Annotated in this window: 25 protein-coding genes; 7 read left to right on the top strand and 18 right to left on the bottom strand. The window is 57.0% G+C overall.

Features of this window, described 5'->3' with window-relative positions; translation table 11 throughout:
- Positions 1-252: 252 nt before the first annotated feature.
- The 7 genes from IPM27_00905 to IPM27_00935 all read right to left on the bottom strand — a co-directional run bounded on the left by IPM27_00905 (position 253) and on the right by IPM27_00935 (position 4,748).
- Positions 253-1,038 (bottom strand): peptidylprolyl isomerase, encoded by a 786-nt coding sequence (locus IPM27_00905; protein MBK9160127.1) that lies wholly within the window; start codon positions 1,036-1,038, stop codon positions 253-255.
- A 34-nt stretch (positions 1,039-1,072) separates the two neighbouring features.
- Positions 1,073-1,339, bottom strand: coding sequence for a BolA family transcriptional regulator (locus IPM27_00910; GenBank protein MBK9160128.1), 267 nt, complete (start codon positions 1,337-1,339; stop codon positions 1,073-1,075).
- On the bottom strand, positions 1,336-1,638 hold the full coding sequence (locus tag IPM27_00915; protein MBK9160129.1) for a YciI family protein: 303 nt from the start codon (positions 1,636-1,638) through the stop codon (positions 1,336-1,338). The genes IPM27_00910 and IPM27_00915 overlap by 4 nt, the downstream gene beginning before the upstream one ends.
- A 64-nt stretch (positions 1,639-1,702) precedes the next feature.
- Positions 1,703-2,245: a septation protein A gene (locus IPM27_00920; GenBank protein ID MBK9160130.1), complete on the bottom strand. Its 543-nt coding sequence runs from the start codon at positions 2,243-2,245 to the stop codon at positions 1,703-1,705.
- 215 nt (positions 2,246-2,460) lie between these two features.
- Positions 2,461-2,856: a peptide-methionine (R)-S-oxide reductase MsrB gene (gene msrB / locus IPM27_00925; GenBank protein MBK9160131.1), complete on the bottom strand. Its 396-nt coding sequence runs from the start codon at positions 2,854-2,856 to the stop codon at positions 2,461-2,463.
- Positions 2,853-4,280 carry a PhoH family protein gene (locus tag IPM27_00930; protein MBK9160132.1) on the bottom strand — a complete coding sequence of 476 codons (1,428 nt, stop codon included), beginning with the start codon at positions 4,278-4,280 and terminating at the stop codon, positions 2,853-2,855. Before IPM27_00930 ends, msrB begins: the two co-directional genes overlap by 4 nt.
- Before the next feature lie 9 nt (positions 4,281-4,289).
- Positions 4,290-4,748 carry a peroxiredoxin gene (locus IPM27_00935; GenBank protein ID MBK9160133.1) on the bottom strand — a complete coding sequence of 153 codons (459 nt, stop codon included), beginning with the start codon at positions 4,746-4,748 and terminating at the stop codon, positions 4,290-4,292.
- Positions 4,749-4,874: 126 nt separating this feature from the next.
- Between IPM27_00935 and tadA the strand changes: the two genes are divergently transcribed.
- From tadA to IPM27_00955, 4 genes are all read left to right on the top strand, one after another.
- On the top strand, positions 4,875-5,339 hold the full coding sequence (tadA, locus tag IPM27_00940) for a tRNA adenosine(34) deaminase TadA (protein MBK9160134.1): 465 nt from the start codon (positions 4,875-4,877) through the stop codon (positions 5,337-5,339).
- On the top strand, positions 5,336-5,815 hold the full coding sequence (locus tag IPM27_00945; GenBank protein MBK9160135.1) for a L,D-transpeptidase: 480 nt from the start codon (positions 5,336-5,338) through the stop codon (positions 5,813-5,815). Before tadA ends, IPM27_00945 begins: the two co-directional genes overlap by 4 nt.
- A gap of 15 nt (positions 5,816-5,830) precedes the next feature.
- Complete coding sequence (locus IPM27_00950) at positions 5,831-6,259, top strand: GNAT family N-acetyltransferase (GenBank protein MBK9160136.1); 429 nt, start codon at positions 5,831-5,833, stop codon at positions 6,257-6,259.
- Between the two features lie 108 nt (positions 6,260-6,367).
- Positions 6,368-6,712, top strand: a complete 345-nt coding sequence (locus IPM27_00955; GenBank protein MBK9160137.1) for a c-type cytochrome — start codon at positions 6,368-6,370, stop codon at positions 6,710-6,712.
- 31 nt (positions 6,713-6,743) lie between these two features.
- On the opposite strand, the gene IPM27_00960 is transcribed toward IPM27_00955, so the two are convergent.
- Positions 6,744-7,781, bottom strand: coding sequence for a folate-binding protein YgfZ (locus tag IPM27_00960; protein MBK9160138.1), 1,038 nt, complete (start codon positions 7,779-7,781; stop codon positions 6,744-6,746).
- A gap of 71 nt (positions 7,782-7,852) precedes the next feature.
- On the opposite strand from IPM27_00960, the gene IPM27_00965 reads away from it, so the two are divergent.
- Positions 7,853-10,168 (top strand): ABC transporter substrate-binding protein, encoded by a 2,316-nt coding sequence (locus IPM27_00965; protein ID MBK9160139.1) that lies wholly within the window; start codon positions 7,853-7,855, stop codon positions 10,166-10,168.
- Positions 10,169-10,241: 73 nt separating this feature from the next.
- On the opposite strand, the gene IPM27_00970 is transcribed toward IPM27_00965, so the two are convergent.
- The 6 genes from IPM27_00970 to IPM27_00995 all read right to left on the bottom strand — a co-directional run bounded on the left by IPM27_00970 (position 10,242) and on the right by IPM27_00995 (position 13,857).
- Positions 10,242-10,535, bottom strand: a complete 294-nt coding sequence (locus IPM27_00970) for a HigA family addiction module antidote protein (protein ID MBK9160140.1) — start codon at positions 10,533-10,535, stop codon at positions 10,242-10,244.
- 73 nt (positions 10,536-10,608) lie between these two features.
- On the bottom strand, positions 10,609-10,932 hold the full coding sequence (locus tag IPM27_00975) for a hypothetical protein (protein MBK9160141.1): 324 nt from the start codon (positions 10,930-10,932) through the stop codon (positions 10,609-10,611).
- 5 nt (positions 10,933-10,937) lie between these two features.
- Entirely contained in the window at positions 10,938-11,213 is a 276-nt protein-coding gene (locus tag IPM27_00980) for a BrnT family toxin (protein ID MBK9160142.1), read from the bottom strand.
- 325 nt (positions 11,214-11,538) lie between these two features.
- Positions 11,539-11,823 carry a helix-turn-helix transcriptional regulator gene (locus IPM27_00985; GenBank protein MBK9160143.1) on the bottom strand — a complete coding sequence of 95 codons (285 nt, stop codon included), beginning with the start codon at positions 11,821-11,823 and terminating at the stop codon, positions 11,539-11,541.
- An 11-nt stretch (positions 11,824-11,834) separates the two neighbouring features.
- Positions 11,835-12,158 (bottom strand): type II toxin-antitoxin system RelE/ParE family toxin, encoded by a 324-nt coding sequence (locus IPM27_00990; protein MBK9160144.1) that lies wholly within the window; start codon positions 12,156-12,158, stop codon positions 11,835-11,837.
- A gap of 139 nt (positions 12,159-12,297) precedes the next feature.
- Positions 12,298-13,857, bottom strand: a complete 1,560-nt coding sequence (locus tag IPM27_00995) for a hypothetical protein (protein ID MBK9160145.1) — start codon at positions 13,855-13,857, stop codon at positions 12,298-12,300.
- A gap of 545 nt (positions 13,858-14,402) precedes the next feature.
- On the opposite strand from IPM27_00995, the gene IPM27_01000 reads away from it, so the two are divergent.
- Positions 14,403-15,428, top strand: a complete 1,026-nt coding sequence (locus IPM27_01000; GenBank protein ID MBK9160146.1) for an IS110 family transposase — start codon at positions 14,403-14,405, stop codon at positions 15,426-15,428.
- Positions 15,429-15,853: 425 nt separating this feature from the next.
- Here IPM27_01000 and IPM27_01005 read toward each other — a convergent pair whose 3' ends face one another.
- The 3 genes from IPM27_01005 to IPM27_01015 form a co-directional block, all read right to left on the bottom strand.
- Positions 15,854-16,054, bottom strand: a complete 201-nt coding sequence (locus IPM27_01005; GenBank protein ID MBK9160147.1) for a hypothetical protein — start codon at positions 16,052-16,054, stop codon at positions 15,854-15,856.
- Positions 16,055-16,130: 76 nt separating this feature from the next.
- Positions 16,131-17,309 (bottom strand): hypothetical protein, encoded by a 1,179-nt coding sequence (locus IPM27_01010; GenBank protein ID MBK9160148.1) that lies wholly within the window; start codon positions 17,307-17,309, stop codon positions 16,131-16,133.
- Between the two features lie 430 nt (positions 17,310-17,739).
- On the bottom strand, positions 17,740-18,204 hold the full coding sequence (locus IPM27_01015) for a hypothetical protein (protein ID MBK9160149.1): 465 nt from the start codon (positions 18,202-18,204) through the stop codon (positions 17,740-17,742).
- A 124-nt stretch (positions 18,205-18,328) separates the two neighbouring features.
- Between IPM27_01015 and IPM27_01020 the strand changes: the two genes are divergently transcribed.
- Positions 18,329-19,354, top strand: a complete 1,026-nt coding sequence (locus IPM27_01020; protein MBK9160150.1) for an IS110 family transposase — start codon at positions 18,329-18,331, stop codon at positions 19,352-19,354.
- A gap of 400 nt (positions 19,355-19,754) precedes the next feature.
- Here the strand turns inward: IPM27_01020 and IPM27_01025 are convergent, their stop codons facing one another.
- Positions 19,755-20,192 carry a hypothetical protein gene (locus IPM27_01025; GenBank protein MBK9160151.1) on the bottom strand — a complete coding sequence of 146 codons (438 nt, stop codon included), beginning with the start codon at positions 20,190-20,192 and terminating at the stop codon, positions 19,755-19,757.
- Positions 20,193-20,237: the final 45 nt, after the last annotated feature.

Raw genomic sequence — 20,237 nt, forward strand, 5'->3', positions numbered from 1 at the left:
GTCCAAACCTTATATGTATAAGCATGATTCATGCCCGTTCGTTAAGTCTTTTTGTAATGCATTAAAACAAAACATGAATATCATTCCATTCTGTGTTGCCTGAAGAATCTGGGTCGTGACTTTATCTGATGGCGTGACGGGAAGTTGTCTAGTAGTGTCGAAATGATGACAGCGTGAGATCTGACAGGGGGAAACTGAAATGAAAAAGGGACGCCGATGGCGTCCCTTCTGGGGTGTTGCAGGAGCGTATCGTTATTCGATCCTGGCCTTTGCGCGCAGGTCGGTGATGACGCCCTGGATGGCCTGCTGCTGCAAACGTTGCTGGAGCTGCGGTTTGAGTTCCTCGAACGCGGGGACTTTCAGGTTGCGCACGTCATCCAGCCTGATGACATGCCAGCCGAACTGGGACTGCACCGGCTCCCTGGTGTATTCGCCTTTCTTCAGGTTGAGCAGTGCATTGGCGAAAGGCGGGACGAAGTTGCCCGGTACCGTCCAGCCCAATTCACCGCCGCGTTCTGCAGAGCCGGCATCCTTGGATTTTTCAGCCAGTTTTTCGAATTTGGCCTTCTTGCCCAGTTGCGCGATGATGTCCCGGGCTTCTCCTTCGGTTTCAACCAGGATATGGCGTGCATTGTATTCCTTGTTGCCCAGCTTGGCCTTCAGCTTGTCGTATGAATCCTTGAGCTGATCGTCGCCGATCGGGTGGGTCTTGGCGTAGTTCTGCACGAATGCGCCGACCAACACGGACTGCTTGGCCAGTTCGATCTGTTGCTGCACTTCCGGGTTTCTGTCGAGGCCGAGCTTTGCGGCTTCCTGGACCATGACTTCCATGTTGATCATGTCCTCGCGGATCGCCTTGCGCAGGTCGGGGCTGTCGGCCTGGCCTTGTGCGGCGGCCGCCTTGACGCGCAGGTCGATACGCGATTGCGGGATCGAGACGCCGTTCACCATGGCGGCGGATTTGTCTTCGGCAAAAGCCGGGTTGATCATCAGTGCGCCCAGGATTGCCAGTGCTGCGAATTTACCGGTTTTCAACATTGTGTTTCCTTTTTTAAAAATAAAAAACATACGATCAGATATCATCCGGCGTATGCGCCTGAATGTTGAGCGCATGAATCTCGCGCCTCATCATTTCGCCGAGCGCGGAATATATCATACGGTGGCGCGCGACAGTACTCTTGCCGACGAACTGCGCGGAGGTGATTTGTAACAAAAAATGTCCTCCCCCCTCCCGGGCTCCGGCATGCCCGGCGTGCTGGTGGCTTTCGTCCGTTATTTCAAGGGAAACCGGCTCCAGCACGGCCAAACGAGCCTGCATGGCGGCGATACGGCCGCTCATGCCGGGAAGACCTTCCTGAACGGTTTGACGTCGACCTGCGCATAAACACCCGCCGCCATGTAAGGATCGGCGTCCGCCCAGCTTTGCGCAGCGGTCAGCGAGTCGAATTCGGCAACGATCAGGCTGCCGGTAAACCCCGCGCCGCCCGGGTCGATCGCATCCACGGACGGGAAGGGACCGGCCAGCAGCAATCTTCCTTCATCCTGTAACGACCGCAAGCGTGCCAGATGGGCGGGACGCGCCGACAGGCGTTTGTCCAGACTGTCCGGGATGTCCTGGCCGATGATCACGTATAACATCATAAGCACCTGTACGATTGTTTTCTCTCCCGCTTGCGGGGGGAGGCCGAGGAGGGGGTAAGCATCAGTTGTTTTCCTTCTTTTCGTCCACGTACTTCGCCAGCCATGCACTCTGCGCCAGGATGAATACCGCCATCAGACCGGTGAAGCCGAACAGCTTGAAGTTCACCCAGGCTTCCTCGGAAAAATTGAACGCCACGTACAGGTTGAGGATGCCCAGCACGGCGAAGAACAGGCTCCACAACAGGTTGAGGCGGTGCCAGACGTGCAGCGGCAGGGCGATCTTCTCGTGCAGCAGCGACCGTATCAGGTTCTTGCCGAACAGCAGGCTGGAGAACAGCAGGATGGTGGAAAACAGCCAGTACAGCACCGTGGGCTTGAGCTTGATGAAGGTCGCGTCGTGCAGGAACAGCGTGGCGCCGCCGAACACGGCGATGATGGCAAAGCTCACCCACAGCATGGTGTCCACCTTGCCGTGCCGCCACCGGATCCAGGCGATCTGCACGACCGTCGCGGCGATGGCCACCGCCGTGGCGACGTAGATGTCGAACGCCTTGAAGGCGATGAAGAACAGGATGACGGGGAACAGGTCGAACAGCAGTTTCATGGCGGCAGCGTCAGGTTGTTAAAAAGTAATGAGGTCCACGGGAAAATACACTGAAGGCGCGAAATTCTAACCGATTACCCGCATCGAACCGATCATTTGCGCTGAAACAAAAATTGTATGGGGGCTGAATCTCGTTGAGCACTCCCGCGATTTTGCGGATCGGGCAAGGAACAGCCCGTCCCTGCCAATACCTTCGTGTAATGATTTCTGGCGGGTCATTCCCGGTCCAGCGCGAGCGCGGCGGAATTGATGCAGTAGCGTAATCCAGTGGGTTGCGGGCCGTCCGGGAACACGTGACCGAGGTGCGCGCCGCACTGCTTGCAGCAGATTTCCACGCGCTGCATGCCGTGGCGGGTATCGGTCCGCGCGACGAGATTTGCCGGTTCGTGCGGTTGGCGGAAACTCGGCCAGCCGGTACCGGAATCGAATTTCGCCGTGGAATCGAACAGGGCACTGCCGCAGCATACGCAACGGTAGATGCCCGCATCGTGGCAATCCCAGTATGCGCCGCTGAACGGCGGTTCGGTGTCCGAGCAACGGCATATCCGGTATTGCTCCGGCGTCAGTTCGTCGCGCCACTCGGCATCCGGCTTGTTGGTCAGGTCTGTTATAGGACTTCTCCCGCATGGTCGGCGAGGCGCGAGCGTTCGCCGCGCAACAGCGTGACGTGTCCGCTGTGTTCCCAGCCCTTGAAGCGGTCCACCACATAGGTCAGGCCGGAACTGCCTTCGGTGAGGTAAGGCGTGTCGATCTGCGCGATATTTCCCATGCACACCACCTTGGTGCCGGGGCCGGCGCGCGTGATCAGCGTTTTCATCTGTTTTGGCGTCAGGTTCTGCGCTTCGTCGATGATCACGTATTTGTTCAAAAAGGTGCGGCCGCGCATGAAGTTCAGCGACTTGACCTTGACGCGCGAGCGGATCAGGTCGCGCGTGGCTGCGCGTCCCCAGTCGCCGCCTTCCTCGTCGGACTTGTTCAGCACATCCATGTTGTCTTCCAGCGCGCCCATCCACGGCGTCATCTTTTCCTCTTCCGTGCCGGGCAGGAAGCCGATGTCCTCGCCGACCGGCACCGTCACGCGGGTGATGATGATCTCGGAGTACAGCTTGTTCTCCAGTGTCTGCAACAGGCCGGCCGCCAGGGTCAGCAGCGTCTTGCCGGTACCTGCCTGGCCCAGCAGCGTGACGAAATCGATCTCCGGATCCATCAGCAGGTTGAGCACGAAATTCTGTTCGCGGTTGCGCGCGGTGATGCCCCACACGTTGTTCTTGCTGTGCGTGTAATCGGTGAGGGTGCGCAACAGCGCGGTCTTTTCGTCCTGTTCCAGCACCACGGCATAGAACGGCGTGTCGTCTTCCTTGTAGACGAACTGGTTGACGAACAGCGCCGCGCACAGCGGACCACTTATCTGGTAGTAGGTATGGCCTTCCTTCTGCCAGGACTTCATGTCCTTGTCATGCCGTTCCCAGAAGTCCGCCGGCAGCGACAACACGCCGGTGTAGAGCAGATCGGTATCTTCGAGGACCTTGTCGTTGAAGTAGTCCTGCGCTTCGAGTCCCAGCGCGCGCGCCTTGATGCGCATGTTGATGTCTTTGCTGACCAGGATCACCGGGCGGTTGGCGTGCTGCTTCTGCATGCCCATGACCACGCCGAGGATGGCATTGTCCGCCTTGCCCAGTTCAAGGTTGTGCGGAAGCTCGTGCTTGACGAAACTGGTCTGCAGGAACAGCCGTCCGGTGCTGCTTTTGTGCATGGCGGATTCCAGTGCGATGCCCGCTTCCATGTTGTGCGGCGCATCGCTGACGATCTCGTCGAGGAAGCGGCTGGCCTGGCGCGCGTTGCGCGCGACTTCGGTCATGCCTTTCTTCTTGTTGTCCAGCTCTTCCAGCACGAACATCGGCAGGCAGATGTCGTGTTCCTCGAAGCGGAACAGGCTGGTCGGGTCGTGCAGCAGCACGTTGGTATCCAGCACGAACAGCTTGGTGTCGGTTCCTTTTGCCGCTTTGGCCGGCTTCCTGTTTGGGGAGGGTGACATGGCGTTCCTTCAGTTGAGGGTTGTAACGAAATCGAGCACTTCCTGCGCGTGTCCGTCGGCCTTGAGACCGCGCCATTCGCGGCGCAACAGGCCGCGACGGTCGAACACGAAGGTGCTGCGTTCTATGCCGCGCACCTGTTTGCCGTACAGGGTCTTCTGTTTGATCACGCCGAACAGTCCGCATGCGGTTTCTTCCGCATCCGACAGCAACTCGAATGGCAGGGAAAACTTTGCCTTGAAATTCTCGTGCGACTTGATGCTGTCGCGCGAGATTCCCACGACCTCGCAACCCGCCTTGCCGAATTCCGCGTACAGATCGCGGAATTGCTGCGCTTCGGTGGTGCAACCCGCGGTGTTGTCCTTGGGGTAGAAGTAGATCACCAGATGCTTGCCGCGCGCGGCGGAGAGGGTGAAGGTCTGGCCGCCGGTGGCGGGGAGGGAAAAATCTGCAACCGTGTTTTCTGACATGGAAGGGACTCGCTAAAGATGCGCCATTCTTGTCAAAAAACCCGGCAAAGGCAAGCGTTATGGCAGTCTCGTCAAACGGGCGCGGTTGTGCTACGGTTGCTGCCCGTTTCGAGCGAGCCGAACCAGATGACCGATGGCGATTACATGCGACAAGCCCTGGAACTTGCCGGCCAGGCACAGGCTGCCGGCGAGGTGCCGGTCGGCGCGGTGGTGGTGAAGGACGGCGAGATCATCGGGCGTGGCTATAACGCGCCGATCTCTCGTCACGACCCTTCCGCGCATGCCGAGATGATGGCATTGCGCGATGCGGCGCAACGTCTCGGCAATTATCGTCTGGTCGGCTGCGAGATGTTCGTGACGCTGGAACCCTGCGCGATGTGCTCCGGCGCGATCTTTCATGCGCGCATCGGTCGCGTGGTGTTCGGTGCGCGTGATCCGAAGACGGGCGCGGCGGGGAGTGTGCTCGACCTGTTCACCGATCCGCGTCTGAACCATCACGCGCGCATCGAAGGTGGCGTGCTGGCCGACGAATGCGGCAAATTGCTCAGTGATTTCTTCGCCCGGCGCCGCGCGCAGCAGAAGGTGCAATGAAGATCAACATTTACATTGCCAGTCAGCGAATGGAACTGCTGGACGATGCGGGAAAGCCGGTCCGTTCCTATGCGATATCCACGGCCGCGAACGGTGCGGGGGAATTGTGCGGCAGCCATTGCACGCCGCGCGGCAGACATGTCATCCGCGCCAGGATCGGCGCCGGGCAGCCGGTGAATTCGGTGTTCGTGCGCCGCCGCCCGACCGGGGAGATCTATACGCCGGCGCTCGGAGCGTCGCATCCGGGGCGGGACTGGATCCTGACGCGCATCCTGTGGTTGTCCGGTTGCGAGCCGGGCTTTAACCGGCTCGGAGAAAGCGATACCATGCGCCGCTATATATACATCCACGGCACGCCGGAAGAAGAGATGGTTGGCACACCCGTTTCGCACGGCTGCATCCGCATGCGCAATGCGGACCTGCTCGATTTGTTCGATGCGGTGGCAACGGGGACAAAAGTCGAGATCCTTGCATGAACGGAAGGGGAATTCATGAGTAATCCATTTACAGTCAGCCTGGTCTCGTGGCACGACGGCGAGCCTTTGCTGAGGTCGATCCGCGAAGCGGTCTTCATTCGCGAACAAGGTGTCCCGGAAGAGCTGGAGTGGGATGAACATGACGAGACGTGCCGTCATGCGCTGGCGCTCAGCCAGCAGGGCGAAGCCGTCGGTTGCGGGCGGATGCTGGCAAACGGCCACATCGGACGTATCGCGGTCATGCCGCAATGGCGCAAGCGGAAAGTCGGCACGGCGATCATGGAAGCGCTGCTCGATCATGCGCGTACCCACGAATACAAGCAGGTCGACGTGGATGCGCAGACACAAGCGCTGCGTTTTTATCGCAGTTTTGACTTTATCGAACAGGGAGAGGTTTTCATGGATGCCGACCTGCCGCATATCAAGATGATATTGCGGTTGTAGAAAGACTCCCGAACTGCCAGAATCGCCATGCGGATGTCGGCAAGTCGGAGCGAATGGGTCAGTCGGGAACGTGGATTGTTCAGATATCTGCCATTTTTGGAAGGGATTATGATGATGCGCATGAATATGGCGGTGAAGATTGTGGTTGCGGGGGCCTTGTTGTCTTCAGTAACGATTGCCGGCGCGGTTGAAGTGCCGAAGATCGCCGAAGACGACGGCTGCATGGCTTGTCACCGGATTGACGGAAAATATCTCGGGCCATCCTTCCGGGATATCGCGGACCGCTACCGGGAATCTCCGGATGCCACCAACTATCTGATACAAAAGGTGACCGAAGGCGGTTTCGGTGGATGGGGCAGGATGCCCATGCCGCCAAGCGATCCGAAATATGTGACCCCGGCTGACGTGAAGGCTCTGGTCAAATTCATCCTGAGCATCCCGCCCAAGAAATAAACGCCCTTTCGTGACGCATCCGCGAGTTGCGTCACCCTTGCGGCAATGGATAGGGGAGCGGCTGGAACCGCAAGCGCGGACCGGTCAGTCCGGCAAGATGCACTGGAAAGGCGTCGTGGCTGGAAGTCTGTACCACGGCGAGCAGATCAAAACCCTGTTGCGGCGCAGGTGCGGCGTTGACCACCACGCCGCATGACTGGCCTTCCATCTCTGCACTCGACAACTCATCGCCTGCCTGTGGCGCAGATTCTCCATCGACATGCGCAAGGTACATGCGGCGCTTGGCTTTGCCGAGGTAGTGCATGCGCGCCACCACCTCCTGTCCGGGATAGCAGCCTTTCTTGAAGTTCACCCCGCCGATGAGTTCGAAGTTCAGCATCTGCGGCACGAAAGCCTCGCGCGTCTCCGGTTGCACGAACGGGATGCCGGCGCGGATCTCCAGCCAGTCCCAGCAGGGCGAGCCGACGGGCGTCGCCTGCGTGGCGAGCGCGGCCCACAGCGTCTCTGCGCGCGATGCGGACGTGACGACCTGATAACGGCCGGGCTCGCGGCACAGCACGGCCTCATTCACCGCTTGCTCGACCTGCATCGGTTCACCGGGCAAGTCGGGGAACAGCGAACGCATCAGGTCGGCGGCCCCCTTGCCGGCGATGCCCAGCATCACCCGCTCATCGCCCGCCTCGTCGATCTTCACTTTGGAACGCAGCACATACATCGAGAGTTTCTTGCGGATGAACTCGCACTGCGCGCGCGGCATCTGCAACAGGTAATCGGCGCCTTCGCGCCAGATCAGCATGCTGGCCAGCATGCGTCCCTTCGCGTTGTTGAAACTGGAAAGCTGCGCGCGCCCGTTATCCGTCTCGCGGATATCGTTGGAAAGCAGGTTCTGCAGGAAGGACTGCGCATCCTCGCCGCCCACCCGCAACAGGCCGAACCGCGACAGGTCGCACAGCACCGTGCCTTCGCCTGCCGCGAGGCGCTCTGCCGCTGCGTCGCCGAAATCGCGCACCACACCATCTTCCATGCGCGCGCCGCGAGCCTTGAGAAAATCCTGCCAGTCCTGATCCATCTTCCGCATCCGTTCAATGTTGTCGCGTTATGTTACCGCGAAGCGCGGCCTTTCGGATAAACTCTTGCGCCATGAAATCCCTGCTCGCCGCGCTGTCATTCCTGCTGCTTTCCGCCTGCGGTGGAGGCGGGTGGAACGATCCCTATCCGGCGGAAGAGCAGGGAAGCTCCATCCTGTATACGGCCTTCACCGAACGGCCCAAGCATCTCGATCCGGCGCAGGCCTACAGCGAGAACGAATACGAATTCCTCGCGCACATCTACGCGCCGCCGCTGCAATACCACTACCTGAAGCGGCCGTACCAGTTGGTGCCGCTGGCCGCGAGTGCGATGCCGCAGATCACCCATCTCGACAAGGAGCGCCGCCCCTTGGCACCCGGCACACCGGATGCACACATCGCCTACAGCGTGTATGAATTGCACATCAAGCCCGGCATGCGCTACCAGCCGCACCCGGCTTTCGTGCCGGACAATCTCAAACTCGGCGAAGCGGAACTGGACGGCATCCACGGTCTCGCAGATTTCGACAAGACCGGCACGCGCAGCGTCACCGCTGCCGACTACGCCTACCAGATCAAGCGGCTGGTGCACCCGCAACTGCACACCCCCATCGCCGGCGTGATGATGGAATACATCGACGGCCTGAAGGAATACGCCGGGCGCTTGCAGACCGAACTGCAAGCGCATCCGGACACATTCCTTGACCTGAACACTATTCCGCTGCCCGGTGTGGAAGTGGTGAATGACACCACCTTGCGCATCACCATCAAGGGGAAATACCCGCAGTTCGCCTACTGGCTGGCGATGCCGTTCTTCGCGCCGATGCCCCAGGAAGCCGAACGCTTCTATGCGCAACCGGGCATGAAGGAGCGCAATCTCACACTCGACTGGTGGCCGATCGGCAGCGGGCCGTACTACCTGTCCGAGAACGACCCGAACCGGCGCATGGTGCTGACGAAGAATCCCTACTACGACAGCGAGCAGTATCCGGCGGAGGGCGAGCCGGGCGATGCGGCGGCAGGCCTGCTGCAAGACGCCGGCAAGCCCCTTCCGCTGATCGACCGGATCGTGTACTCGCTGGAGAAAGAGACCATCCCCTACTGGAACAAATTCCTGCAGGGCTATTACGACGCCTCCGGCATCAGCTCCGACAGCTTCGACCAGGCGGTGCAGGTCAGCGTCAGCGGCGAGGCCAATGTCACCGACGGGATGAAGGAGCAGGGCATCACCCTCTCCACCTCCGTCTCCACCTCCACCATGTACACCGGCTTCAACTGGCTCGACCCGGTGGTGGGTGGCAATTGTCCTGACTCCCTCTCCCAACGGGAGATGGGCGGGGAGAGGGATGGATGTGACAGTGCAGACCGTGCCCGCAAACTGCGTCGCGCCATCGCCATCGCGGTGGACTTCGAGGAATTCATCTCCATCTTCGCCAACGGGCGCGGCATCGCCGCGCAGTCGCCCCTGCCGCCCGGCATCTTCGGGCATCGCGGGGGCTGCGAGGGTTTGAATCGATATGTGTACGACTGTATCGGCGAAACTATGGAACCGGAGGCTGTCATTCCCGCGCAAGCGGGAAAACGAGCCACGAATGGCGAGTTTCGAGGTACGGCCATCCAGTCAGATAAAAACGCTGGATTCCGGGCCAAGCCCGGAATGACAAAACCTGAAACCTTTCGTGGATTACCCAAACGCAAACCCATCGAAGCGGCCAAGCGCTTGCTGGCCGAAGCCGGCTATCCCGGCGGTGTGGATGCCGAGACCGGGCAACCGCTGGTCATCCACCTCGACACCACAGCCAGCGGTGTAGGCAACAAATCGCGACTGGACTGGATGCGCAAGCAATTCGACAAGATCGGCGTGCAGCTCGACGTGCGCAGCACCGACTACAACCGTTTTCAGGACAAGATACGGCGCGGCGACACGCAGATGTTCTACTTCGGCTGGAACGCCGACTATCCCGACCCCGAGAACTTCTTCTTCCTGCTGCACGGGCCGCAGGGCAAGGTCAAATACGGCGGCGAGAACGCGGCGAACTACAGCAACCCCGCCTACGACCGGCTGTTCGAACAGATGAAGAACATGGACAACGGCCCGGAACGGCAGGCCATCATCAACGACATGCAGGAAATACTGCGCCGCGATTCACCCTGGCTGTGGGGGTTCCATCCCAAGAACTACGTGCTGCAACACGGCTGGCTGCACAACATCAAACCCAACATCATGGCCAACAACAAACTCAAATACTGGCGCGTGGACGTGGCGCAGCGCGAACAGAAGCGAAGCGAATGGAACCGGCCGGCACACTGGCCGCTGGTGAGCGGAGTGGCCCTGTTCGCCTGGTTCGGCTGGTGGATATGGCGGGTGCTGAAGAAGCGGGAAGGGTAGGGCCTACGTAATAGTAGGGGGCTGTGCTTTGGCAGTCCCAGCGCCGCAACGCGGAGCGAACTTGAGCGCAGGGTTAGGCATATCTGAACTCAATCTTGCGGACTTTTTTCAAGTCCACAGTCTGCTTGGCTTGCCATAAGTCGTAATTGTCTTGCATCGTCAACCGGCTTTCAGGTGAGTGCCCTAATGCTTTTGAAAGGCGAAGAGCCATTTCAGGACTCACGCCACTGGTTTCGTTCAGAACGCGATTGAGAGTCGAGGCGGCAACGCCCAATTTAAGGGCAAGCTCCCTGCAACTGATCTCGTTTGGCGTAAGGTAAACCTCTTGAATAAATGCGCCAGGATGGGGTGGATTGTGCATAGTCATTAGTGATAATCCTCGTAATCCAAAATTAATGCGTTGCCGTTTTCAAACTCGAACGTAACGCGCCAATTACCGTTTAACCGGCTCCGCGCTTTTGCGGAGTCCGGGTTGAATGTCGGGTTAGACTGGACGGTGATTCTACAAGCCGGCCGGACACAAACTTGTGAAGTACGCTGGCTATCAATGTTTGGTATGGCATACCTTCTTCGAGTGCACGGGCTTGAATATCCATCAGGTCGGGCGTGGACAGGCGAATGTTGACCCGTTTTTCTTTGAGAAAAGTAGCTGTAGCGGCGGCTTTGAATTTTGCCAATTTGGCTTTCGACGGAGAGGTGGATTTGAGTTCACCTTTTTCGTAGGCATCCAGAATCTCTTTCTCAAATGCATCAAGTTTTTTCATCTCGGTTACTCCTTAAGTAAATAGTCACGGGTGGCCTTCCTGCTTGGGATCACTGTTTTCAGGAAATAGTGATCCGGCTCTTCAACGTAAGGCACCAAGTAAACATAGTTATCAAACGCCACGACAAGAACGGACTGGTTTGGATATTTTGTCGTATTCGGGTGGCGTAATTCATCCAGTAAACCATCGGCCTCAATCGCAAGTGCGATCACCTCAAACGAAATGCCACGCTCAACTTTCAGCGCCTCATTTTTAGCAGGATTCCAGCGAAATGGTTTCATATGGCAAGTTTACTGCGATGTGTGCCTATTGTCACCTACTGGCGCGAGAGATCTATCGCATGAACGCAGCAAACGTTTGATGAAACTCCCCGGCATCGGCTCCGGAATGTGCGGGCAGGGGGCGATGAAAAAGGCGACCGGGTGGCCACCTTTTTCGTGGTGTGAGTCGGTTCGGTGGTTCAGGCTGCCGCCTGCATTGCGTCGTTTAACGTGAAATACGCGTAGCGTATCGTTTGCCTCCTCGCCCGCTTGCGGGAGAGGATTGAGGTGAGGGAAACGGGCGTGGCAAGTTGAGCATGAGGGGCGGCAAACTTTCCATGCCCGTTCAAACCAGATGCACTTCTACGCGCTTTCCCAGTGCAGCGGCGTATTTGCGCAGGGTGCTCAAGCTGGGAGAGTGTTTGCCTGTGGCCAGGGCGCTTTCGAGTCTTGCGATGGCGGGGGCTTTGGTGCCCATGAGTTCGGCCACTTGTGCTTGCGATAATCCGGCGGCTTTTCGGGCGGCGAGGATTTCGTCGAGAATGGCGAATTCTTCGCGGTTGAGTTGGTCGTGTTCGGCGCGCACGGCTGGATTTTTCAGCATCTTGGCGACCATCTGTTCGTGCGTCATGGTTTTGGTTTTCATTTCTTGATCTCCTTCATTCGCGCTTCGGCGATTTTGCGTTCGCTGACCGGTGTCTTCTGCGATTTTTTCACGAAGCAATGCAGCATGACGATTTGCTTGCCGATCAGTGTGCAATAAAACACGCGGGCGATGCCTTCCGCACCTTTCAGCCGCAGCTCGAACAATCCGCCACCAAATGCTTCGGTATGCGGACTGCCGAGATTGGCACCATAAACCATCATTCTTGCCGTCAAGCCGATGTAGCGCGCTTGCAGTGTTGCAGGCAATGTCATGATCTCTGCTTGCAAGGCTTCGTTGTAGTAGGTGATGGTGTAGGTCACGGACGATAGTAACAAATATGTTATTGGCGCTCAATGCTTCAATGAGTCGCGCTTGTCATGATGAGTCGGTTCGGAGATTCGGGCCGCCATCGGGAGCGGAAGCGGGAAGTTCCTGAACGATGCCGCCTGCTGTTCTCCTTCATTCGTCCGTAACGAGCGCCTGCCGTTGTTTTTCTTTCAATCCAACCAGTTTCCGGAAGAGTGCTATCCCGGCAGAGTCGCTCTCTTTCGGGTAAACCAGTTTGCCGTCGTGGGCGAAAAACGTGAGTTCGAGCGGATCGGCGGGGTCGCCGGAGGACAGGCGGGCGATGTCGTCGGGCGAGATGGTGAAGCTGGAGAATACCTGCCTGGTGACGAAGTCGATCTGCGGGTAGGTGGCATACACTAGTTCGGAGCAGACGATGGTTTCAGTGGTGTTGACGTCGAAGTTGAAATCGTAGCGCTTGTCGTAGTTGCTCAGCGCCAGCGAAATCGATTCCCGCAGGGATTCCTGCGACAGATGCCGGGGGCGCAATACGGCGATGTCGTCGATATTCATGAATTGCGCCAGGGTGTTGAGCACGACGCCGCCGCGCAGGGCTTCCAGCACCACATGGCCGGACTCGATCCGCTCCATATGCTGCTGGACCAGCGGCAGATCAAGCGCGCCGATGCTGCGCAACTGGTTCGCCGTCCCGATGTAGATCGCCGCATGTCCGAAGTGTCCGGGGATGGTTTTGTCGGTCAGCGCGAAGGGCGTTTTTTCCAGGAGGATATCCCCCGGCTGGAGGTTCGCGGACAGCAGCGCAAGAAACTCGCGGTCGTTCTTCAGCTTTCCGTTACGCCAGCGCACCATGCCCAGGGTATTGCCCACCACCTGCGAAGTGAGGAATTTCAATTTGCCCACCTGCCGGATCGAGCCGACTACAGAACGTTGCAGCAAGATGCCCAGCTGGTCGCTGATCTGGCGGAATGCGGAGTCGCCTCCCAGGCTCTTGCGCGACGGGCTATGTTCGACATACTCATAGAGTGTCCTGATGTTCTTGTCGGCATGGCTCATGTGGTACGCGATGGTCTTCTCGTTTTCATGGAAAAATCGGATCGCGTCGAGCATGGCGGCGCGATATGTCAGCGAATTGGCGCGCAGCAAGGAATCATCGTAATAGTTGCCCTCCGTGCCGGCTTCCGGATACGCCTCGTTGAGCTTGTCGCGCAGCACATAATTGCCGGCGAGCTGCTGTTGCACGAACTGCATATTGTCGAACAGGGTCAGGGCGGCCGACATCGAGACCAGGATGGAATTGATCCGGTCGCCATCCGACAGGCCGTCGTCCATCCGGTAAAGGGCATTGCGGTGGCGCAATGCGTGCTGGAAAAGCGAGGTGCGTATGGTATTGGCTTCCGCTATCGCCTTGGCGATGCGCACGGAGTAGGCCGCAGGCAAAGCACCGTGGTGCGCATCGATGGCCTTGCCTGCTTCGTCCACAAACGCCGGGATCTTGTCCCGGAGCGTCCTCGATCGTTCGATCAGCTCGACGACCTGTTCGGCGTCGGCCAGGCAGGTCGAACAGGCGGCACGTTCGCTCTTCGGGACATCTTCTCCGGCTGAATAGGCGGGAACCGGCGCCATCAGGGATATCGCCGCAAGCAGACCTGTCACAATAATGGAGCGCCAAGACGGACTGGTCATCGCCAGCGTCATGGGGACAGCCCTATTCATTTTTCAATTGGGCTCCGTCCCCGGTAGTTATGTATGCGTAAGGGGCGCGCCGAAGGCGCGTCCCAGCGACCAAAGGGAGCGAACTTGAGCGTAGGGTTAGGCTTGGTTTTAACTTGAACCACTTTGCTGCTCTCTCAGAACTTTCACGAAATACCACAAAAAAAACATGTTCGCGGAAAAAAACAGAATTTGAACTATTCCTGCGATGCCGGAGTACTGAACTGCACGAACCTCGCCACTCGGAATAATTTTGCTCCACAAGAAAAATAGGGCAGTCCACAAAGCAATTGCCAAGAGTACTTTTTTGAGTCTCATGAAGTCACGATCTAACAGCGCTGTCATTAAACAAAACAAAGCTGATGGCGCGCTTATTGCAAGAGAAAGAAAACTTAACAACTCTGCATAGAAAGCTATACCTTGCATCTTTTGCCTAACGAATGAAAGGGACTTCCCCGTCCCGAGGCAGCGGAGAAGTTTCCGCAGACGGCAACGAGTGCCATGATGGAATTCTGATCATTTCATCAACACCACGAAAGGGGAAGTCCATGAACATTATCACCGTAGGAATCGATCTCGCCAAGAACGTGTTTGCCGTGCATGGCGTAGATGATAACGGCAAGCCAGTATTGGTCAAACCGAAAGTTTCACGCGCGGACTTGTTACCGCTGATCGCACAACTGCCACCCTGCCTGATCGGCATGGAAGCGTGTTCCGGTGCGCACCACTGGGCGCGGCTGTTCCGGCAACACGGACACACCGTCAAACTGATGGCCCCGAAGTTCGTTGCGCCCTACCGCATGACAGGCCGGCGCGGCAAGAACGATGCGGCAGATGCCGCAGCGATCTGCGAAGCCGTCACGCGCCCGGCCATGCTGTTTGTCCCGATCAAAGAAGAACACCAACAGATCATCCTGTGTCTGCACCGCACCCGACAGGGATTCGTCGAAGAACGCACCGCCAGCTACAACCGCCTGCGCGGCCTCATCGCCGAGTTCGGCATCGTCCTGCCGCAAAAAGTGGCCTGCCTGCGCCGCGAGATCGGCGCGCATCTGGAAGACCTGCCGGGCTACGCCAACCGTTGCGTAGCCGACCTGCTCACCCATGCCGACCGGCTGGATGAACGCATTGCCGAATACGACCGCGCCATCGCCCAGGCCGCACGCGATGACGAACGCAGCAAGCGCCTGATGAAACTCCCCGGCATTGGCCCAACCACCGCCAGCGCCTTGCTCGCCAGCATGGGCAGTGGACACGACTTCAACAGCGGACGCCAGGTGGCGGCATGGATCGGCCTTGTGCCCGGCCAATACAGCAGTGGCGGCAAGGCGCGCCTCGGACGCATCACCAAAGCCGGCGACAACTACCTGCGCAGCCTGCTCGTCATGGGCGCACGCGCCGTGCTCAACAGCCTCGGCGACAAACAGGATCGTTTCAGCCGCTGGGCCAGATCATTGCAGGAACGGCGCGGCTACTGGCGTGCGGTGATCGCAATCGCGGCGAAGAATGCGAGGCTGGCGTGGGCGGTGCTGAGGTACGGCGAAGATTTCAAACTGGAACCGGGCACGGTCTGAACAAAAAAACAAAACCGTCTGCCAGAAAGAAGAAACCTGAAAGGACAGAAGCGCCGCCGTGCGGCGACAAGGAATCACCGATGCACTGCCAGCGTTGATGTGAAGCGGGTTGGACCCGCGCCGGGAGAGCCTGGTTAGCTTCATGGGGAGAAGTTAAACCCGACTAACGATTGAGGCCCCGGCGCGCGTCTTTCATCAGGGTCCGGGCGATAGCCCAACATGACCGTTTGTAGTTTAGCAGTCCTTCACCTTCTCGCACGATGCAAGCAGCGCGAATTGAAACGAAACGGAGAATGGCAATGAAATAGAAAATCAAAACCGCTTGAGAATTTGGGGAAGCCCTTGTAGTGGAGGTAAGGGGCTGCGCTTTAGCGCAGTCCCAGCGCAGCGAAGCGGAGCGAACTTGACCGTAGGGTTAGATAGCATCACTTTTGATCCTTGGATGGAAAAGAAAAAACTAGACCGCCAATAAAGCCGATAGCCACAGCCCAACCTGCGAATGATGCACGATCAAACGTTTCAGGTAGTAGATACCACGCAATACTTGCTACCAAAATACCCAGAGCAATACCTATCCAAAGTGAGGGGTACGAAAGGGCATCAAAAACAAACTCAATCAAGCTCATGTTTGCTATCTAACGTAAAATTAACCGGCTCCGCGCTTTTGCGGAGTCCGGGTTGAATGTCGGGTTGGGCTTTCGTTCACTTTGAGGCGGCTTCATTAATCGGCTCACGAAACCGGAGCTTCAACATACGGTTTGGGTATTCCAGTGACTGATCATCTGGTCTTTTGATATCTTGGTTCCAATAAAAATAGAAGAAATTGTTTTCAGTAGTGAGCGAATCAAGCACCATTTTCCCGGCAAACCTTCTCCCATCCGTATTCTTCGGATTAGATATTCGAGTGTTGTAAATAAAATCACCAGAGATTGAGTATTTCGTAATGATCGTTTTTCCAAGCTCTTCATGTCCAGCAACAAACCAGACAAATTTGTCATCGCAGTAACGTTCGGTTCTCGTTTCTAGCATTCCCAATGGAAGAGGGGATGGCCCAGAATATGGCAGCCTTTTACTTCCAGTTGGATCTTTAACGAATCGTTCGCCGAGCATGAGATTTTCCGGCTTGGGAGGCCGGAATAAGGTAAAACAATTAGCGCGAATCAATGTTCCTTTTTTTCCCCACCGGTATTTGTTGCCTTCATCCGCACTCTTTACGATGTAGACAGTGCTCTCAACGGTTTCTAATTCAACATCTACAGGCTTGGGCAGAGGAACATCTGGAAGTGGTTGCAGTGGCGGTCGGCAATCCCCAACCTTTCTTTCATTTCGGTGTTCATTTTTGTACCTGTAATTCCACTCTTCGTATGTTCTCGGAATATCTTCTTGGAATAAACCGTCAGGATTAGGAAGATTAGCTACCCGCAGCACGTCAGGAGCCTCCTCAACAGGAATCGCGACCCATTTCCCAAAGAATCCCGACTTGTATTTTAGGTAAAAGTACGGAAGCTCAGGGCAGCCATAAATTGCCTCTGTTTGCTTGGAAGTAAAGCCATACATAACAAGATATGGAACGCCACTCACAATATCCAGAAGCACTGGCGTGTAATGCAACTCACCTTGCCAGGTAATTGTTTCCTGCGTGTCTGGATGCTTAAACTTGAGGTGGTACGAAGGGCCACTTGATTCAAAACGCGGCAAAATACCAGTGATTGGATGAAAAATGCGAAATTCGGTCTCCCATTGAGCCGTGCGCTCTACTTTGATATGTCTCCCATCGTGAAGTGCAACATCTTCGATCTGGCTTTCTGTGCGAGAGGTAAAACCCATTGCCGTAGTACAAAAAGTACACAGCAAGAGTAAAGACATGATGCGCAAGATCATCTGGAAGACCCTCTGACAGAGGCCCAACGTGAAGGTAAGGGGCTGCGCTTTAGCGCAGACCCAGCCCGAAGGGCGAACTTGACCGCAGGGTTATGCGACTTTGCGTTTTGCATATAGCTTAGTTTTTGGCCAAAGGAAGTAACCGATTGCTATCAAAATAGTGAAAACGATAGCAAAGTAAACCAAGCTATCACTTGTAGTCCACCGTTTCATTTCCTCCATGTAAATGGCAACACCAGCCAGCGCCAGCCCGACGGGTACTGAAAGAACGCCAGAGACCTTTAAAACCCAAGACATTTCAAGGGTGGATTTACACGCAGGGCAAGACACATTCCACGGATTCCACATTGCCATTCCTTGCAAAAAAGAAATAGTCTTCTTGCATTCTGGGCATTGCGGATGAGTACGATTAGTGCGCATAACGTTTGAATTAAGCCGCGCCGCTTTGCGGCGTCGGCTTGAATGATTGGTTAGCCCGCCGTTGCCACCATATCTCGAAGACTATGTGCAGCGCAGACGGGATGAAAAATACGCCAAGCTCAAACAATTCTTGGTACGGCATTGAAATGGCGGCGTATACGAGACGTGAAATCGGTGGCAGCAGGAGGGAGAGCAGGGTTGACGACAAGCCAAGGGTGGCAAATAGCCACCAGATTGCATGTATTGGCCTACGCTCGGCTGGACCGTCCGCCATTACCCAGAACCAAATTCTCCATCCGGCCAGAAGTGCCAAAAGAATAGTTACTCCTGCAACGAATGCGCTCAAATGCTCTTTGGAGAAGCTGCCTGTTAGGGCGGGCAGCATTGCCCCAGCGCCTAGAAGAAGGCCCAGAAGGGTGAAATACCCCAGAATAGGGGCTTGGCAAAGCAAGAGATATTTGCTGATCCGCCTCATTCGCAAGGGCTAACGAATGAAAGGGACTTCCCCGTCCCGAGGCAGCGGAGAAGTTTCCGCAGACGGCAACGAGTGCCATGATGGAATTCTGATCATTTCATCAACACCACGAAAGGGGAAGTCCATGAACATTATCACCGTAGGAATCGATCTCGCCAAGAACGTATTTGCCGTGCACGGCGTAGATGATAACGGCAAGCCAGTATTGGTCAAACCGAAAGTTTCACGCGCGGACTTGTTACCGCTGATCGCACAACTGCCACCCTGCCTGATCGGCATGGAAGCGTGTTCCGGTGCGCACCACTGGGCGCGGCTGTTCCGGCAACACGGACACACCGTCAAACTGATGGCCCCGAAGTTCGTTGCGCCCTACCGCATGACAGGCCGGCGCGGCAAGAACGATGCGGCAGATGCCGCAGCGATCTGCGAAGCCGTCACGCGCCCGGCCATGCTGTTTGTCCCGATCAAAGAAGAACACCAACAGATCATCCTGTGTCTGCACCGCACCCGACAGGGATTCGTCGAAGAACGCACCGCCAGCTACAACCGCCTGCGCGGCCTCATCGCCGAGTTCGGCATCGTCCTGCCGCAAAAAGTGGCCTGCCTGCGCCGCGAGATCGGCGCGCATCTGGAAGACCTGCCGGGCTACGCCAACCGTTGCGTAGCCGACCTGCTCACCCATGCCGACCGGCTGGATGAACGCATTGCCGAATACGACCGCGCCATCGCCCAGGCCGCACGCGATGACGAACGCAGCAAGCGCCTGATGAAACTCCCCGGCATTGGCCCAACCACCGCCAGCGCCTTGCTCGCCAGCATGGGCAGTGGACACGACTTCAACAGCGGACGCCAGGTGGCGGCATGGATCGGCCTTGTGCCCGGCCAATACAGCAGTGGCGGCAAGGCGCGCCTCGGACGCATCACCAAAGCCGGCGACAACTACCTGCGCAGCCTGCTCGTCATGGGCGCACGCGCCGTGCTCAACAGCCTCGGCGACAAACAGGATCGTTTCAGCCGCTGGGCCAGATCATTGCAGGAACGGCGCGGCTACTGGCGTGCGGTGATCGCAATCGCGGCGAAGAATGCGAGGCTGGCGTGGGCGGTGCTGAGGTACGGCGAAGATTTCAAACTGGAACCGGGCACGGTCTGAAAAAAAAAACAAAACCGTCTGCCAGAAAGAAGAAACCTGAAAGGACAGAAGCGCCGCCGTGCGGCGACAAGGAATCACCGATGCACTGCCAGCGTTGATGTGAAGCGGGTTGGACCCGCGCCGGGAGAGCCTGGTTAGCTTCATGGGGAGAAGTTAAACCCGACTAACGATTGAGGCCCCGGCGCGCGTCTTTCATCAGGGTCCGGGCGATAGCCCAACATGACCGTTTGTAGTTTAGCAGTCCTTCACCTTCTCGCACGATGCAAGCAGCGCGAATTGAAACGAAACGGAGAATGGCAATGAAATAGAAAATCAAAACCGCTTGAGAATTTGGGGAAGCCCTTGTAGTTAAATTAAGGGGCGCGCGGTAGCGCGTCCCGCTTGAATGATGGGTTGGGCTTCATGGTTGCGGCACCAATTGAATGAACTTCTTGTCAGCGCGTATCAGGCGGGCGAATTTAACTTCCCACACTCCCCATTTTTGAAGCTCGACAAATGCGGATGCCGATTCTCGTTCAGCCTCCACTGTTAGCTCAAAAGAGGCATCCCCATTTGCACCCGAGTATCTGAGGGAATACCCGAACGGTGACAACGACACCTTTCGGACAGTGCCAATAGCTTCGACCACTTGAGGATCGGTGCGTATGAAAGTCTCGGCATCAATATATGCATCCGACTGTTGCACCATCAACCACGCTCCAGGATAGGCAATAGCAGTGAGAATTGCAGCAATCAGAACCCAGCGTTTCCACTTATTCATAGCAGTGCCCAACGAATGAAAGGGACTTCCCCGTCCCGAGGCAGCGGAGAAGTTTCCGCAGACGGCAACGAGTGCCATGATGGAATTCTGATCATTTCATCAACACCACGAAAGGGGAAGTCC

Source organism: Nitrosomonadales bacterium (genome assembly GCA_016716325.1).
Lineage (GTDB): Bacteria > Pseudomonadota > Gammaproteobacteria > Burkholderiales > Gallionellaceae > Gallionella.

Bases quoted from the DNA above. Each gene is read 5' to 3' on its own strand.
- IPM27_00905 (MBK9160127.1), bottom strand. From the start codon at position 1,038: ATGTTGAAAACCGGTAAATTCGCAGCACTGGCAATCCTGGGCGCACTG.
- IPM27_00910 (MBK9160128.1), bottom strand. From the start codon at position 1,339: ATGAGCGGCCGTATCGCCGCCATGCAGGCTCGTTTGGCCGTGCTGGAG.
- IPM27_00915 (MBK9160129.1), bottom strand. From the start codon at position 1,638: ATGTTATACGTGATCATCGGCCAGGACATCCCGGACAGTCTGGACAAA.
- IPM27_00920 (MBK9160130.1), bottom strand. From the start codon at position 2,245: ATGAAACTGCTGTTCGACCTGTTCCCCGTCATCCTGTTCTTCATCGCC.
- IPM27_00930 (MBK9160132.1), bottom strand. From the start codon at position 4,280: ATGTCACCCTCCCCAAACAGGAAGCCGGCCAAAGCGGCAAAAGGAACC.
- IPM27_00935 (MBK9160133.1), bottom strand. From the start codon at position 4,748: ATGTCAGAAAACACGGTTGCAGATTTTTCCCTCCCCGCCACCGGCGGC.
- tadA (MBK9160134.1), top strand. From the start codon at position 4,875: ATGACCGATGGCGATTACATGCGACAAGCCCTGGAACTTGCCGGCCAG.
- IPM27_00945 (MBK9160135.1), top strand. From the start codon at position 5,336: ATGAAGATCAACATTTACATTGCCAGTCAGCGAATGGAACTGCTGGAC.
- IPM27_00950 (MBK9160136.1), top strand. From the start codon at position 5,831: ATGAGTAATCCATTTACAGTCAGCCTGGTCTCGTGGCACGACGGCGAG.
- IPM27_00955 (MBK9160137.1), top strand. From the start codon at position 6,368: ATGATGATGCGCATGAATATGGCGGTGAAGATTGTGGTTGCGGGGGCC.
- IPM27_00960 (MBK9160138.1), bottom strand. From the start codon at position 7,781: ATGGATCAGGACTGGCAGGATTTTCTCAAGGCTCGCGGCGCGCGCATG.
- IPM27_00965 (MBK9160139.1), top strand. From the start codon at position 7,853: ATGAAATCCCTGCTCGCCGCGCTGTCATTCCTGCTGCTTTCCGCCTGC.
- IPM27_00970 (MBK9160140.1), bottom strand. From the start codon at position 10,535: ATGACTATGCACAATCCACCCCATCCTGGCGCATTTATTCAAGAGGTT.
- IPM27_00975 (MBK9160141.1), bottom strand. From the start codon at position 10,932: ATGAAAAAACTTGATGCATTTGAGAAAGAGATTCTGGATGCCTACGAA.
- IPM27_00980 (MBK9160142.1), bottom strand. From the start codon at position 11,213: ATGAAACCATTTCGCTGGAATCCTGCTAAAAATGAGGCGCTGAAAGTT.
- IPM27_00985 (MBK9160143.1), bottom strand. From the start codon at position 11,823: ATGACGCACGAACAGATGGTCGCCAAGATGCTGAAAAATCCAGCCGTG.
- IPM27_00995 (MBK9160145.1), bottom strand. From the start codon at position 13,857: ATGAATAGGGCTGTCCCCATGACGCTGGCGATGACCAGTCCGTCTTGG.
- IPM27_01000 (MBK9160146.1), top strand. From the start codon at position 14,403: ATGAACATTATCACCGTAGGAATCGATCTCGCCAAGAACGTGTTTGCC.
- IPM27_01005 (MBK9160147.1), bottom strand. From the start codon at position 16,054: ATGAGCTTGATTGAGTTTGTTTTTGATGCCCTTTCGTACCCCTCACTT.
- IPM27_01010 (MBK9160148.1), bottom strand. From the start codon at position 17,309: ATGATCTTGCGCATCATGTCTTTACTCTTGCTGTGTACTTTTTGTACT.
- IPM27_01015 (MBK9160149.1), bottom strand. From the start codon at position 18,204: ATGAGGCGGATCAGCAAATATCTCTTGCTTTGCCAAGCCCCTATTCTG.
- IPM27_01020 (MBK9160150.1), top strand. From the start codon at position 18,329: ATGAACATTATCACCGTAGGAATCGATCTCGCCAAGAACGTATTTGCC.
- IPM27_01025 (MBK9160151.1), bottom strand. From the start codon at position 20,192: ATGGCACTCGTTGCCGTCTGCGGAAACTTCTCCGCTGCCTCGGGACGG.